Raw genomic sequence first — 14063 nt, forward strand, 5'->3', positions numbered from 1 at the left:
AAGAAAAAGCATATTGGGGGTAACCAACATGTATAAACTTTATCCTTACAAAGATAAGAAACCAAATATTGATTCTACCACATATATTGCTGATTTCGCAGTAATTACTGGTGACGTTACAATTGGCCAACAGTGTAGTATATGGTTTCACACTGTAATACGCGGTGATGTCGCTCCAACTATTATTGGAAACCGAGTAAATATTCAAGATCAGTCTCTTCTTCACCAAAGTCCAAATCGTCCGTTAGTTATAGAGGATGACGTTACAATCGGCCATCAATGCACATTACATAGCTCGATTATTCGAAAAGACGCACTAATAGGCATGAATTCCATTATTTTAGATGGTGCTGAAATAGGAGAAGGAGCTTTTATAGGGGCAGGTAGCTTAGTACCTCCCGGCAAAGTAATTCCTCCTAATACGCTAGCGTTCGGAAGACCAGCAAAAGTAATTCGAGATTTAAATGACGAAGATCGTAAAGATATGGCACGTATTAGAAGAGAATATGTGGAAAAAGGCCAATATTACAAATCCATCCAATCATAATTATTTTCTACTATTATCTATTATTACTATTTTGTTATGAATCGTAATTAAATTCAAATTATACGCTAATGATACAATCTTTCGCTTTGTATTAATGATTTTGTTGCGATTTTGTTGCCAGTCGCTTTAACATGACCATGTATGTATTCATACATGGTCATTTTTTGGTTGAAAAAAGCTTTAACATTCTTTTTACAACATGTTAGTATTTCCTAAATATTCCTCTATTAAAATGATTATAAAAGAAATGAAAAGGGGTTATAAGATGGCTAAGCTTTTCACTCACATTTATACATTCGAATGCTTCCTTTTTAAGTATATTAACCAATTTTACAAGAGAAAGCTATTAAACACATTTTTTCATGGGGTTACACATTTAGGTGGAGCATCTTTTACTATTTCAATTTCACTACTTTTCATTATTTTTTCTTCTCATTCACTGCATACTACTGCAATAGCAAGTGCAGTTGCTCTTACTATTAGCCATATTCCAGTTGCTCTATTAAAAAAATTATTACCTAGGAAACGTCCCTATTTAGTAATTGAACATATTAACGTTACTCAAAATCCTTTAAAAGATCATTCTTTTCCATCTGGTCATACGACAGCAATCTTTTCCATTGTAGTTCCTTTTATTATTTTTTATCCTACATTATCAATTTTATTACTGCCTGTCGCTTGTGCTGTCGGTCTTTCTAGAATTTATTTAGGACTGCACTATCCATCAGATGTTATTGTCGGTTGTTTACTAGGCTGTACAGCGGGATATGTTTCTCATGCTTTTATACACACCTATTTTATCTAATTTGGAGGGAATACAATGAAAATCGCTATTTTCACTGATACTTTTTTTCCTGAAGTTAATGGGGTTGCGAAGACTTTAAAACGCTATACAGATTATTTAACAAAGGAACAAATTGAATTCCGTGTTTTTGCACCGGAAAGTACCGAAAAAGAATTTTTCTCTACACATGTTCATCGTTTTACTAGTTTTCCATTTTTCCTATATCCAGAATGTCGACTCGCCTTACCTAAAACATCACAAGTAAAAGAAGAGCTTATTCGATTTAAGCCTGACATTATACACGTTGCTACTCCCTTTAATATGGGGTTATGTGGATTGCATTATGCGAAAAAACTAAACATCCCCATTGTCGGTTCGTATCATACAGATTTCGATAAATATTTAGAGTATTATGACCTTCAATTGTTTTCTAAACTTCTTTGGAAATACATGGGATGGTTTCATCGGCCGTTAGAAAAAATATTTGTTCCTTCTATACAAACCGAAGAACATTTAACAAAAAAAGGTTTTACAAGGTTAGCTATTTGGTCACGAGGTGTAGATAGTACCGTTTTTCATCCATTATTTAATGAACAGGAAGTGAGGGGGAAATATAATATTAAAGAAAAATATATCCTCTTATGTGTAGGTAGACTTGCACCGGAAAAAGATGTTTTACTCTTACCTGAAATTGCTGAAAACCTACCTCCAGAAATCAAGCAAAACTCGCACTGGTTAGTAGTTGGCGATGGCCCACTTAAAGAAGAATTAAAGAAACTTGCACCAAAAAACATGACTTTTACAGGTTTTTTAAAAGGGGAAGAGTTGGCAGCAGTATATGCTAGCGCTAACGTTTTTGTATTTCCGTCTACAACAGAAACGTTCGGTAATGTAGTGTTAGAAGCATTAGCCTGTGGCACCCCAACGATTGCGGCAAATGCAGGTGGAGTACGTTCGATTGTCAAAGAAGGAGTAACAGGGTTTTTATGTGTTGAAAAAGATACGAATGAGTTTGTAGAAAAAATTACTTATTTTTTAAAAAATGAGGCTGTTATGTATAATATGAGTCAAAAAGCAAGACAATACGCATTAACACAGTCCTGGGATTCTATTTTCGATAATTTAGTAATGGAATACGAAGAAGTGTTAAAAAGTATTGCTCTTCAACATTTAGCTTAATTTTTTTAAAGAGGTGAGTAGTAATATGTCAACTTGGAATAAACAAGCTAGTAGAAATAATAATCTACCTCCTAACATGAATATTAAAAGCGAGTCTATATTAAATAAAAAGATTCAAAATAATATTCAAGAGCAAAATGGAATGGAACCGAATGAACAAGAGGAATTATTAAATAACCCACAGTCTGAAAGCTAAAGAAAAGGGTGTTCTAAATACTCGCCCCCAATTAATTACAATGGCGGCTGGCTATTTAGTACACCCTTTTAAATTATTAGCCTAAGTCTACGTTATGATAAACTTGTTGAACATCTTCTAAATCTTCTAACGCATCAATCATTTTCTCAAACTGTGCTAATGAATCTTCCGATAAGGTTACTTCCGTTTGAGGTAACATTGTTAATTCCGCTACTTTAAATTCTGTAACCCCTGCATTTTTAAACGCCTCTTGAACAGCATGAAATTGGTCTGGCTCTGCATAAACGATGACCGTATCTTCTTCCTCTAATATATCACGTGCATCAAGATCTGCTTCCATTAATAACTCTAATACCTCGTCAGCAGACTTCCCTTCTACACCAATAACCGCAGTCGAATCGAACATGTAAGCGACAGAACCACTTACACCCATGTTACCACCATTTTTACCAAAAGCAGCACGAACTTCCGAAGCTGTTCTATTCACATTGTTCGTTAATGCATCTACTATAACCATTGAACCATTCGGACCAAATCCTTCGTAACGAAGTTTATCGTAAGTTTCTTCTCCGCCACCTTTTGCTTTTTCAATGGCACGGTCAATAATTGCTCTCGGAACATTATATGTTTTTGCCTTTTCTAAAACAAAGCGTAATGCTTGATTTAGTTCTGGGTCAGGCTCTCCCTGTTTTGCTACTACATAAATTTCACGACCGAATTTCGCATATATTCGGCTCGTATTTGCATCTTTTGCAGCCTTTTTTTCTTTAATGTTGTTCCATTTACGGCCCATCAAAAACACTCACTTTCAACATAAGTCTATAAGCAGAAGTTTTATAGCAAATATATTATAACGCTATAGGCTATGATTTGTTAAGTGTTAGAAAAAATAAACATACAAAAGCGAAGGTGCTATAGTATTCTACCATGTTACAGTTTCACTTCGCTATCGTCCATGAATCTCTCCGGTGTATGCCTTCCGTATTCTTCTTCACTATGTTGTTAGTTTTGAAAATAAAAATCCTTTCAATTTTACACCAAAAAACTGCAAAGGAATCTCTGCAGTTTTTTGGTTACATCTATTAAGCGTTTGCTTGTTCTTTTAATGCAGTAGCTTTATCTGTACGCTCCCAAGGAAGGTCAAGGTCGTTACGTCCGAAGTGGCCGTAAGCAGCTGTTTGTTTGTAAATCGGGCGACGTAAGTCAAGCATTTTAATAATACCTGCTGGACGTAAGTCAAAATTAGCACGTACAAGTTCTACTAATTTCTCTTCTGATACTTTTCCAGTTCCGAAAGTATCAACTGCGATAGAAACTGGTTGAGCAACACCAATTGCATATGCTAGTTGCACTTCACATTTGTCAGCAAGTTCTGCAGCAACGATGTTTTTCGCAACGTAACGAGCAGCATAAGCACCAGAGCGGTCTACTTTAGTAGCATCCTTACCAGAGAAAGCTCCTCCACCATGACGTGCATAACCACCGTACGTATCAACAATAATTTTTCTACCAGTTAAACCAGCATCCCCTTGAGGTCCACCAATTACGAAACGACCTGTTGGGTTGATGAAATATTTAGTGTTTTCGTCAATTAATTCAGCTGGAACAACTGGATTAATAACGTACTCTTTAATATTGCGTTGAATTTGCTCTAACGTAATTTCTGGGTGATGTTGTGTTGAAATAACAATCGTATCAATACGAACAGGTTTGTCGTTCTCATCATACTCCACTGTTACCTGTGTTTTACCGTCTGGACGTAAGTATGGTAAGATTTCTTCTTTTCTTACTTCAGTTAGACGACGAGCTAATTTGTGAGCAAGAGATATTGGTAATGGCATTAATTCTTTCGTTTCATTACAAGCAAAACCAAACATTAAACCTTGGTCTCCAGCTCCAATAGCCTCGATTTCCGCATCTGTCATTTGTCCTTCACGTGCCTCTAACGCTTGGTCTACCCCCATCGCGATATCAGCAGATTGCTCATCTATTGAAGTTAATACTGCACACGTTTCCGCATCAAATCCGTATTTCGCACGCGTATATCCGATACCTTGAATAGTTTCACGAACAATTTTAGGAATATCTACATATGTAGATGTTGTAATTTCACCAGCAACTAATACAAGACCTGTAGTAACAGATGTTTCACAAGCTACGCGGGCATTAGGGTCATTTGCCAAAATAGCATCCAGGATAGAATCAGAAATTTGATCACAAATTTTGTCCGGGTGTCCCTCAGTAACGGACTCAGAAGTAAATAAACGACGTTGTTTTGTCATTTTATAAAGTTCCTCCTTTATAATTATCGGTGTATATCACCATCATGATACGGATCTCCACTTTCCCAATAAAACTTTAAGATAAGCTCCAATGTTAATATATAACGCTCTCCCTTATCTTGTGTCAAAATATAAAAAACCTTTCCTTTTTTTGAGGAAAGGTTGAAGATTTATCGCCTTTCACTCTTATCACGCAAAGCATATAATACTTTGCTTCAGGTTAGCACCTTTTCTCACTTCATTAAATATGCCCAGTATGTATTGCAGTTAAATGAGCAGGTTGCTGGGTTTCATCGGGCCTGTCCCTCCACCATCTCGGGATAAGAGTATCCGTTCAGTGATTTATATTATCGTAGTGAAACTATCTATGTCAACAAAAACCGACATTTTTCCTAAAGAAAAAAAGAGAAATACTTGTATTTTTATAATATAGTGAATATATACTATGAAGTAATCTTCCACTAGCTTTATCAACTACTACAATGTTAGAGTTCATCAATATGACGCTATCTATACCAAATTTGAGAAAAAAGTGTATTTTATGAACTTCCATTGTAATCTTTACATAAAATATCACAATTAGTATGGACTATTGATGTTAATGTGTTATACTTTTAATTATTAACATAAACAATACACTTTTCTGAAGGAGAGTTTAAAGATGAAAACGGTTGGTATCGATAACGGACTATCTACATTATTATATGGAAGCAATGCAAATGTACAATTATCTGTCCCACAATTGGTAGAAAAAGTTTTAGAAAGAAAAGAAGGAACTTTATCTGCAACAGGTGCAGTGCTTGCAACTACTGGAAAATACACAGGTAGATCACCGAAAGATAAATTTATCGTCCAAGACGAAATCAGTAAAGATAAAGTAGACTGGGGAAAAGTAAATCAACCTATTTCTGAAGATGTATTTGATGCATTATATAATAAGGTTGTTCATTACTTAGAAAACAAAGATGAAATTTTTATTTTTAAAGGTTTTGCAGGTGCAGACGAGAAGTATCGCTTACCAATTCAAGTTATCAATGAATTTGCATGGCACAACCTTTTTGCACACCAATTATTTATTCGTCCAACAGAAGAAGAAGTAGCAACACATGAAGCTGGATTTTCGATTATTTCGGCACCAACGTTTAAGGCTGATCCTTCAATTGATAAAACAAACTCTGAAGCATTCATTTTAGTATCGTTTAAAAAGAGAATTATTTTAATAGGCGGTACAGAATATGCTGGCGAAATGAAAAAATCAATTTTCTCGATTATGAACTACTTATTACCTGAAAACGGTATTTTGCCGATGCACTGCTCTGCTAACGTAGGTCGTGAAGGAGATGTGGCGTTGTTTTTCGGGTTATCAGGAACTGGTAAAACGACCCTTTCTGCCGATCCAAATCGTAAATTAATTGGTGACGACGAACATGGTTGGTCCAACACTGGTGTATTCAACATTGAAGGTGGTTGTTATGCAAAATGTATCGGACTTTCTCAAGAAAAAGAACCACAAATTTTTGATAGCATCCGCTTCGGATCTGTATTAGAAAATGTAGTATTAAATGAAAACAGTAGAATTCCTGATTACGATGATTCGTCACTAACAGAAAACACTCGTGCAGCATATCCATTACAAGCAATGAATAACATTGTTGATCCAAGCGTTGCTGGGCATCCAACAACTATTATATTTTTAACAGCTGATGCAACTGGGGTACTACCTCCTATTAGCAAATTATCAAAAGAACAAGCTATGTTCCATTTTTTAAGCGGTTACACAAGTAAACTTGCTGGAACAGAACGTGGCATCACTTCACCACAGGCAACGTTCTCTACATGCTTCGGATCACCTTTCTTACCACTACCTGCAACAACTTATGCAGAAATGTTAGGAAAGAAAATTGACGAACACAACGTTCAAGTATTTTTAGTTAATACAGGGTGGACCGGTGGAGAGTATGGTGTAGGTAATAGAATGAAACTTTCCTATACTCGTTCCATGGTGCAAGCAGCTCTTGAAGGTGAATTAACAAATGCAGAATTTCAACCTGATCCATATTTCGGAGTAAACGTACCTTTACATGTAACTGGTGTTCCTGACGAAGTATTACAACCTAAGAAAACATGGACTAGTGAAGCAGAATATGATAAAAAAGCACGTGAACTAGCAGAGAAGTTCAAACAAAATTTCACAAAATTCCAACATGTTCCAAATAACATTTTAGCTCTTGGTGGTCCAACAGTTTAATTAAAAAGCACGACTGTATGATAGTCTATACCATACAGTCGTGCTTTTTCTATGTAACAAGGTACTGCTATTGATTCTTCATCCACTCCGTTAATCTTCTCACTGTTCTTCGGTTTTGCTCTGGCGGAAAATAATGAGTAAATTCATAAAAATACCAACTTTCCACTCTTTTCTCTAATTCTTTCAAACGCTTCTCAAGACGAATGGAATGTTCAATTGACACATTCTCATCCTTAGCACCATGAATTAATAGTACAGGACTTTTAATCTTTTCTACTTCATATAGTGGCGTTCGCCAATCATATCGCTCTGGTACTTTATTAGGAGTTCCACCAACTACTCTCTTTAACATTCTACGTAAATCTACTCGCTCCTCATATGTTAAATGCATATCCGAGACACCGCCCCAGCATACAACTGACAGAACAGTAGGAAAATGAATGGCTGTTAATAAAGCCATTACACCTCCTCTTGAAAATCCAAACACATGGATGCGATCTGCTTGAACCTTTTCGTATCGCTCAAGTAATTGATAAGCCGCAAATGCATCTTGGCGATCATCTCCTGCGAAGTCTTCGTTTCCCTCTCCACCTTGGTTCCCACGATAGAATGGTGCCATCACAACAAAACCTTCAGACGCAAACTGAACAATTCTTGCTACCCTAACTTGTCCAACATTTTTTATTCCCCCACGCAAGTAAAGGAAACCGTCATACTTTCCAGCCTCTTTAGGTTCGGCCAATAGACCCTTCACCTTTAAACCACCACTCATATAAGTGATTGTATATACATCTATCTTTGAACTTGGAGAAGGAAACCGTTTTTTATCAATAATTTTTCCATCACTATTCACGTTTTTCATCTCCTTAGGCATTCACACATTTTTTCCTACATGAATATTGTAATTAGTAGTTGAACTTTCCTATTCATTTAGTGATTAGTTTAACTATTCCTGGACATTCCAGCAACTATATTCATTCCCCCGTATATGTTGTTGGCCTGTCCAGTTTATATAAAACACTTCAAAGAGGAGGTTAGAAGTAAGATGAAAAGATATGTAAAGATAATAAGTGCTTCCATAATTGGGTTTGTTTTATTATTTTCTATTGTTGCATGCGGAAATTCAAATGGTCAAACCGTTCGCGTTGCCGAAGTAACTCGCTCCATTTTTTATGCTCCCCAATATGTTGCGATTGAAAAAGGCTTTTTTGAAGAAGAAGGCTTGGATGTACAATTAACAACTGCATGGGGCGGGGACAAAACGATGACAGCTTTACTTAGCAATGGAGCTGATATTGCATTAGTAGGCTCTGAAACTTCTATTTATGTTTATGCACAAGGTGCAACAGACCCTGTTATAAATTTTGCACAATTAACACAAACAGATGGAACTTTTTTAGTTTCTCGTGAAAAACTGGATAATTTCAGCTGGGATGACTTGAAAGATACTACATTTTTAGGCCAACGTGTCGGCGGCATGCCACAAATGGTCGGTGAATTCGTATTAAAACAGCATGGTATCAATCCTCATAGCGACTTAAACTTAATTCAAAATATAGATTTCGGAAATATACCTAATGCTTTTGCATCTGGAACTGGTGACTTCGTACAATTATTTGAACCACAAGCAAGTATATTTGAAAAAGAAGGAATCGGTTATATTGTGGCTTCATTCGGAACAGAGTCAGGTCTTGTCCCGTACACGACTTTTATGTCAAAACAAAGCTATATAAATGAAAATGAGGAAACTATTGAAAAATTTACGAGAGCTTTATATAAAGCACAACAATGGGTAGATAACCATTCTGCTAAAGAAGTGGCGGAAGTAATTCAAAGTTATTTTGATGATACTGAATTAGAACTAATCGAAATGGTTGTTGATCGATATAAAAGCCAAGGCTCTTTTGCTACAGACCCAATATTAGATAAACAAGAGTGGGATAACTTACAAGCAATTATGGAAGAAGCAGGAGAACTACCGACTCAAGTTGATCATGGGACGTTAGTAAATACAAACATCGCAGAAAACGTTATTGGAAATTAAGGTGATTTAAATGAGTTTTTTAAAAATAGAAGCAGTAGATCATATATATTTATCTATGGATCGTACAACGAAAGCTTTAGAAAATGTCTCCTTATCTGTTGAAGAAGGAGAGTTCATCTCCTTTTTAGGCCCTAGTGGTTGTGGAAAAACGACGTTATTATCCATTGTTGCTGGGCTAATAAAACCAACGAATGGAGAAGTCTGGATTAAAGGAGCGAATCCACTTCTAAACCGAGGAAATATTGGCTACATGCTACAACAAGATTATTTATTTCCTTGGAAGACAATTGAAGAAAATATTTTGCTCGGTCTAAAAATCACAAATATGTTAGAAGAAGAAAAGAAACAGAAGGCACTATCTTTATTAACGGAAATAGGGTTAGAAAATGTTGAAAAGATGTATCCATCTGAACTATCGGGAGGAATGAGGCAGCGGGTAGCTTTAGTCAGAACGTTAGCAACGAATCCAATGTTATTACTTTTAGATGAACCATTTTCCGCATTGGATTATCAAACAAAGTTAAAACTAGAAGATTTAGTTTCGGCTACATTAAAGGCTTTTGAAAAAACTGCGCTCCTTGTTACACACGATATCGGAGAAGCCATCGCAATGAGTGACCGCATATTTTTATTTAAAGCTAATCCAGGGAAAATCGCAAAGACTTTTATCGTGCCAAATTCATTAAGAGAATTATCTCCTTTTCATGCAAGACAACACCCTGACTACGCAACACTATTCCAAAAAATATGGAAGGAGTTGGAACAACTTGAACACCCAGAACAATGACAAACTGCTTCATGAAAAATATATAAAGCAGAAAAAAGTTGAAAAGCGATGGGTACGTTTTTTCCAGCTTCTCCTCTTCGTTTCTTTTTTCTCACTATGGGAAATAGCAGGAAAAAAACATTGGATTGACCCGTTACTATTTAGTTACCCATCTAAAATATTTCAACTGTTTATCGAAAAAATAGGCGATGGTTCGTTATACGTTCATACGAGTATCACTTTAATGGAAACGATATTCGGATTTATATTAGGAACTCTATTAGGTACCATTTTAGCTGCAATTTTATGGTGGTCACCATTTTTCTCTAAAGTATTAGAGCCATATTTAGTAGTACTAAATGCAATGCCTAAAATTGCTTTAGGGCCTATCTTGATTGTAGCGATTGGCCCACATATGGGTTCTATCATCGCAATGGGTGCGCTTATTTCCATCATCATTACAACAATAGTTGTTTATACATCTTTTAAAGAAGTAGACACCAACTACTTAAAAGTGTTACAAACATTTGGAGCTTCTAGAACTCAACTATTTAAAGAAGCCGTTTTACCAGCCTCCTATCCTACTATTATTTCCACATTGAAAGTAAACGTAGGGCTAGCTTGGGTTGGCGTTATTGTAGGTGAATTCCTTGTATCGTCAAAAGGTCTTGGCTACTTAATTATATACGGCTTCCAAGTATTTAATTTCACTTTAGTCCTTTTAAGCTTACTCGTAATCGCGGTCCTTGCTACAATTATGTACCAATTAGTTGAGTTTTTAGAAAAAAAGCTAATTAAACACACAAAATAAAAAAGGCTCCCTATAGGGTAGCCTTTATTTAATTAATAAATTGCTTCTCTCTTAATTTTTGTATGCTAAAAGTTAAAACATCATCTTTCATAATAAAACTATATGCATTATTACTTTTTATATTGGATGGTAACGATTGTAAAAGTACCGGACCTTTCGTTTCAAAATAATGCGCTTGTTTTTCTATTTCTTTTATTTGAGCAAAGTATACATTCTTAATAATCGTCTTATCTCGTCCGTTCACCTTATATTGCCCGACGTAGTAAAGCATATCTACTATTCCACCAGTTTCTTCTTTCACTTCTCTTATTGCCGCCTCATCAGCACTTTCTCCTTGCTCTACCTTTCCTCCTGGGAACTCTAATCCTCTATTTTTATGTTTTGTCAATAACCACGTGTCGCGATATTTACATATGACCCAAACATGTTTTGGATGTTCACTAAAAGGTAAATATTCGAAAGATAACATTACTTTATTATCGTACATATCATCAAATTGTAGCATAAAAATAACCCCAACATTCCATTTTAAGAACAAGTATTACTCATATACTTGATCGTTTTTTTACATCATAACATATCTTTCTAGCTAAATGGGAAGGAATTATTATTATGATAATGGTCCATCCAAAAGTCCCTCATTTTTAATATGCGCCTTTGTTTCGTCATCCCCTAGTTCATACAGCATTTTAAAAACTAACTGCAATCCATTATCATATCCATCGTTTTGTTTATCGTTATGATACTGAATGTATGGCACGTGCGCTCTCCAAAATGATTGCCAATCAGAAGAATAGTTTTGGTCAAATAACTCCCTTAATTTCGTTATTTCTTCGTCATTAGCTTGAATCTCATAGTCCCAAGAAGTTGCTGTTTTAACTTGAGTAATAACTCCTTCTGCAAGTGATACGTAATAAGTTTTTTTTTCCATCTTAACCATCCCTTTCTTTTACAGTGGCATGCATCTCTTTCCATTATTCTTACTCAAACATGCCACTTTATTCTCGTTTAGAAGGTACATTGCTTATTACTACAATCGAATACATGATTACCACGTTTATACATAAGCTAAAAAAAGAGGAGGTTAAAATGATGTCATACTTAGATCGAATTTTTGAAAAATATCGGCACAAATGGGTACGTGAGGATGAAGATGTAGATGCGATTACAATTTCTATCGTCCAAAATTTAGATAGAAATAACTGCTTAACTATTTTAAAAGAACTTGAGGAAGAAGAATTACAAAGCTTAATAGCTATAGTATTACGGGAGAAAATAAAAGACAGACTATCTATAGATAGTGATATTTATCCGACTACATCTAGTAGCGGGCTGTTACATTAACATAAAAGAGCCTACAGGTTTATAGAACTATTTATAAACTTTCCTTACGATAACATAAGCATGAAAAGAGCCTTCGATAATATATCGAAGGCTTTTACAAACTATTATTGCATGAATGCTTTTAACATCCAATTATGCTTTTCTACACTTGCATGAATTGCTAACAGCATATCTCCAGTTGTTTCATCGCCTGCCTGTTCAGCAATTTCCATTCCTTCTCTTAATTCAGAAATTAAAACGTCAAAGTCAGAAGCGATAGAAGCTACCATTTGTTGAGCGCTTTTCTCTCCTTCTGCTTCTATAATAGAAGAAATTTCTAGTATTTCCTTCATTGTACCAACAGGTTCCCCACCAATTGCTAGTAACCGTTCAGCTAGAGAATCAATATGTGTAGCCGCCTCGGTATAAAGCTCTTCAAACTTAGCATGTAAAGTAAAGAACTCTGGTCCCTTCACAAACCAATGATAGTTATGTAATTTGATGAAAAGTACACTCCAATTGGCAACTTGTTTATTTACGACATTCGTTAATTTTTGTTCCATATTTATCTCCTCCTATTACTATCAATACCCGTTTATTTTTACCTTAAACTTTTATTCATATCCTCACAAATAGCTTTTTTCATGATAGAATGAAGTTGCTAGAGGAGGAATGTCATGATAAAAATATTAATTCTATGTATTGTTATCGTAATAGTTGTCTTGCTTCTAACGTTACTTACGACAAATAAAGCATATAAATATGAACATACTGTTGATCCTATAGACGATGACCAATTACGAGATGATAATTGTGAACAAAGGAATAAATAGAAAATCTCCAGTAGCTGCCGTATCCGCATGCTAACCAATTTTTTAGAGGTACGCTTTAAGACAATAACGTAAAAAAGTTGCGAATACAATTCGCAACTTTTTTAGTAATATTCATAAATATAGGGATTTTTCGGCTGTTCGATCTTTTCTAATGAATCTACTTGTATATACGGTAAAATCCATCCATTGTATTCAATTACTTCTAAAACACCTGAAACACTAACCCATTCATCTAGCTCTAGGTTTTGTCCACCAGGCATATTCGATAAAGTCCCATATACACCAGCATCCGCTACACAACACGATAAGCCGAAACGGGCTACTACAAACTGATTTTCTGTAAAATCAGGCTCCCTATAAACGAAGCCAATCATCTCAATTCGCTTTCCTACAAATTCTTCTGGGGACATGTCCACAATATTCATAATCGGAATATAACGGTCATCATCGACAACAATCGTATCAGAATTTAGTAACTCTACTTTTAATTCCTCATAAAACCCTTCAGGTGGCTCTATTATTTCAAATCCTTCTGGATGCTCTAATGGAACATCATTTAACCGTTCATCTAACGACTCCATGTATGCTTCTGGATCTTCTAAATACTGCTCGGCTCTTGACGTATCAAATTCCTCTATTTGCTCTTGGCGCTCCTCCGCAAGCTTCTTAGAGCTCGTAAAACCTCTTTTATCGATAATCGAGCTGTCTAGTATGTTATCTGAGAACATAAACCCTGTTACAATAGGAAAGATAAATAGGGAATAGATTAAAACAGACTGAATTGGAGAAGAGTTTCCTCCGTGATCAAATCCACAATTGCACACAAGTTCTTCGATTTTTTTAGAACCACTTCTCCAAATTTGTTGGATTCCTAATATGAACAACACTGCAACTGCAAAATACATAAACGGCATCATACGTGGTGCAATAAAATTAATGATATCACCACTTACAATTAATTTAAAAAACAGCAATGTAAATCCTAAAAGAATAATTCCTCGTATATAAATATGAAAACTATAGTCCCTGTTCTGTTCCACTTTTCTCACC

Annotated in this window: 17 protein-coding genes and 1 riboswitch; of the genes, 10 read left to right on the forward strand and 7 right to left on the reverse strand. The window is 35.4% G+C overall.

Going from position 1 to position 14063, the window contains the following annotated elements:
• The first annotated feature begins 28 nt into the window (after window positions 1–28).
• The 4 genes from O1A01_RS20205 (at window position 29) to O1A01_RS20220 (ending at window position 2706) form a co-directional block, all read left to right on the forward strand.
• Complete coding sequence (locus O1A01_RS20205; RefSeq protein ID WP_066415530.1) at window positions 29–547, forward strand: gamma carbonic anhydrase; 519 nt, start codon at window positions 29–31, stop codon at window positions 545–547.
• 265 nt (window positions 548–812) lie between these two features.
• Complete coding sequence (locus tag O1A01_RS20210; RefSeq protein ID WP_066415536.1) at window positions 813–1352, forward strand: phosphatase PAP2 family protein; 540 nt, start codon at window positions 813–815, stop codon at window positions 1350–1352.
• 15 nt (window positions 1353–1367) lie between these two features.
• Window positions 1368–2510, forward strand: a complete 1143-nt coding sequence (locus O1A01_RS20215) for a glycosyltransferase family 4 protein (RefSeq protein WP_270064831.1) — start codon at window positions 1368–1370, stop codon at window positions 2508–2510.
• Window positions 2511–2535: 25 nt separating this feature from the next.
• Window positions 2536–2706 (forward strand): hypothetical protein, encoded by a 171-nt coding sequence (locus O1A01_RS20220; protein WP_270064832.1) that lies wholly within the window; start codon window positions 2536–2538, stop codon window positions 2704–2706.
• Window positions 2707–2782: 76 nt separating this feature from the next.
• Here O1A01_RS20220 and O1A01_RS20225 read toward each other — a convergent pair whose 3' ends face one another.
• Together O1A01_RS20225 and metK are read right to left on the reverse strand one after the other, a co-directional pair.
• Window positions 2783–3499: a YebC/PmpR family DNA-binding transcriptional regulator gene (locus O1A01_RS20225; protein ID WP_066415543.1), complete on the reverse strand. Its 717-nt coding sequence runs from the start codon at window positions 3497–3499 to the stop codon at window positions 2783–2785.
• A gap of 289 nt (window positions 3500–3788) precedes the next feature.
• The gene (metK, locus tag O1A01_RS20230) at window positions 3789–4988 is read right to left on the reverse strand and encodes a methionine adenosyltransferase (RefSeq protein ID WP_270064833.1); all 1200 of its coding nucleotides are present in this window, start codon (window positions 4986–4988) and stop codon (window positions 3789–3791) included.
• A gap of 183 nt (window positions 4989–5171) precedes the next feature.
• A riboswitch (SAM riboswitch) is annotated at window positions 5172–5315 on the reverse strand.
• Window positions 5316–5649: 334 nt separating this feature from the next.
• Here metK and pckA point away from each other — a divergent pair.
• Entirely contained in the window at window positions 5650–7236 is a 1587-nt protein-coding gene (pckA, locus tag O1A01_RS20235) for a phosphoenolpyruvate carboxykinase (ATP) (protein WP_066415547.1), read from the forward strand.
• Between the two features lie 67 nt (window positions 7237–7303).
• On the opposite strand, the gene O1A01_RS20240 is transcribed toward pckA, so the two are convergent.
• The gene (locus O1A01_RS20240) at window positions 7304–8098 is read right to left on the reverse strand and encodes an alpha/beta hydrolase family protein (protein ID WP_270066442.1); all 795 of its coding nucleotides are present in this window, start codon (window positions 8096–8098) and stop codon (window positions 7304–7306) included.
• A 183-nt stretch (window positions 8099–8281) separates the two neighbouring features.
• Here O1A01_RS20240 and O1A01_RS20245 point away from each other — a divergent pair, with 183 nt between their 5' ends.
• From O1A01_RS20245 to O1A01_RS20255, 3 genes are read left to right on the forward strand one after another with little or no spacing between them, the layout of a single operon-like run.
• Complete coding sequence (locus tag O1A01_RS20245; RefSeq protein WP_270064834.1) at window positions 8282–9280, forward strand: ABC transporter substrate-binding protein; 999 nt, start codon at window positions 8282–8284, stop codon at window positions 9278–9280.
• Between the two features lie 10 nt (window positions 9281–9290).
• Window positions 9291–10067, forward strand: coding sequence for an ABC transporter ATP-binding protein (locus tag O1A01_RS20250; protein ID WP_066415552.1), 777 nt, complete (start codon window positions 9291–9293; stop codon window positions 10065–10067).
• Entirely contained in the window at window positions 10048–10857 is an 810-nt protein-coding gene (locus O1A01_RS20255) for an ABC transporter permease (protein ID WP_066415554.1), read from the forward strand. Before O1A01_RS20250 ends, O1A01_RS20255 begins: the two co-directional genes overlap by 20 nt.
• 28 nt (window positions 10858–10885) lie before the next feature.
• Here the strand turns inward: O1A01_RS20255 and ytkD are convergent, their stop codons facing one another.
• Together ytkD and O1A01_RS20265 are read right to left on the reverse strand one after the other, a co-directional pair.
• Window positions 10886–11362: an RNA deprotection pyrophosphohydrolase gene (gene ytkD, locus O1A01_RS20260; protein ID WP_066415560.1), complete on the reverse strand. Its 477-nt coding sequence runs from the start codon at window positions 11360–11362 to the stop codon at window positions 10886–10888.
• Window positions 11363–11467: 105 nt separating this feature from the next.
• Complete coding sequence (locus tag O1A01_RS20265) at window positions 11468–11797, reverse strand: hydrolase (protein WP_270064835.1); 330 nt, start codon at window positions 11795–11797, stop codon at window positions 11468–11470.
• Between the two features lie 149 nt (window positions 11798–11946).
• Here O1A01_RS20265 and O1A01_RS20270 point away from each other — a divergent pair, with 149 nt between their 5' ends.
• Window positions 11947–12201, forward strand: a complete 255-nt coding sequence (locus O1A01_RS20270) for a DUF6154 family protein (RefSeq protein WP_157076642.1) — start codon at window positions 11947–11949, stop codon at window positions 12199–12201.
• 104 nt (window positions 12202–12305) lie between these two features.
• Here the strand turns inward: O1A01_RS20270 and O1A01_RS20275 are convergent, their stop codons facing one another.
• Window positions 12306–12743 carry a Dps family protein gene (locus O1A01_RS20275; RefSeq protein ID WP_066415566.1) on the reverse strand — a complete coding sequence of 146 codons (438 nt, stop codon included), beginning with the start codon at window positions 12741–12743 and terminating at the stop codon, window positions 12306–12308.
• 114 nt (window positions 12744–12857) lie between these two features.
• On the opposite strand from O1A01_RS20275, the gene ytzI reads away from it, so the two are divergent.
• Window positions 12858–13013, forward strand: coding sequence for a YtzI protein (ytzI, locus tag O1A01_RS20280; protein WP_084380395.1), 156 nt, complete (start codon window positions 12858–12860; stop codon window positions 13011–13013).
• Between the two features lie 101 nt (window positions 13014–13114).
• On the opposite strand, the gene O1A01_RS20285 is transcribed toward ytzI, so the two are convergent.
• Window positions 13115–14053 (reverse strand): TIGR03943 family putative permease subunit, encoded by a 939-nt coding sequence (locus O1A01_RS20285; RefSeq protein WP_270064836.1) that lies wholly within the window; start codon window positions 14051–14053, stop codon window positions 13115–13117.
• Window positions 14054–14063 lie beyond the last annotated feature (10 nt).

The organism is Sutcliffiella sp. NC1 (assembly GCF_027594365.1).
Taxonomy (GTDB): Bacteria; Bacillota; Bacilli; order Bacillales; family Bacillaceae_I; genus Sutcliffiella; species Sutcliffiella cohnii.

What these genes read in the sequence shown, in the direction of transcription:
- ytkD (WP_066415560.1), bottom strand. Translation starts at nt 11,362, where the DNA reads ATGCTACAATTTGATGATATGTACGATAATAAAGTAATGTTATCTTTC.
- O1A01_RS20210 (WP_066415536.1), top strand. Translation starts at nt 813, where the DNA reads ATGGCTAAGCTTTTCACTCACATTTATACATTCGAATGCTTCCTTTTT.
- O1A01_RS20275 (WP_066415566.1), bottom strand. Translation starts at nt 12,743, where the DNA reads ATGGAACAAAAATTAACGAATGTCGTAAATAAACAAGTTGCCAATTGG.
- O1A01_RS20220 (WP_270064832.1), top strand. Translation starts at nt 2,536, where the DNA reads ATGTCAACTTGGAATAAACAAGCTAGTAGAAATAATAATCTACCTCCT.
- O1A01_RS20265 (WP_270064835.1), bottom strand. Translation starts at nt 11,797, where the DNA reads ATGGTTAAGATGGAAAAAAAAACTTATTACGTATCACTTGCAGAAGGA.
- O1A01_RS20270 (WP_157076642.1), top strand. Translation starts at nt 11,947, where the DNA reads ATGATGTCATACTTAGATCGAATTTTTGAAAAATATCGGCACAAATGG.
- ytzI (WP_084380395.1), top strand. Translation starts at nt 12,858, where the DNA reads ATGATAAAAATATTAATTCTATGTATTGTTATCGTAATAGTTGTCTTG.
- O1A01_RS20205 (WP_066415530.1), top strand. Translation starts at nt 29, where the DNA reads ATGTATAAACTTTATCCTTACAAAGATAAGAAACCAAATATTGATTCT.
- O1A01_RS20250 (WP_066415552.1), top strand. Translation starts at nt 9,291, where the DNA reads ATGAGTTTTTTAAAAATAGAAGCAGTAGATCATATATATTTATCTATG.
- metK (WP_270064833.1), bottom strand. Translation starts at nt 4,988, where the DNA reads ATGACAAAACAACGTCGTTTATTTACTTCTGAGTCCGTTACTGAGGGA.
- O1A01_RS20245 (WP_270064834.1), top strand. Translation starts at nt 8,282, where the DNA reads ATGAAAAGATATGTAAAGATAATAAGTGCTTCCATAATTGGGTTTGTT.
- O1A01_RS20240 (WP_270066442.1), bottom strand. Translation starts at nt 8,098, where the DNA reads ATGAAAAACGTGAATAGTGATGGAAAAATTATTGATAAAAAACGGTTT.
- O1A01_RS20225 (WP_066415543.1), bottom strand. Translation starts at nt 3,499, where the DNA reads ATGGGCCGTAAATGGAACAACATTAAAGAAAAAAAGGCTGCAAAAGAT.
- O1A01_RS20215 (WP_270064831.1), top strand. Translation starts at nt 1,368, where the DNA reads ATGAAAATCGCTATTTTCACTGATACTTTTTTTCCTGAAGTTAATGGG.
- pckA (WP_066415547.1), top strand. Translation starts at nt 5,650, where the DNA reads ATGAAAACGGTTGGTATCGATAACGGACTATCTACATTATTATATGGA.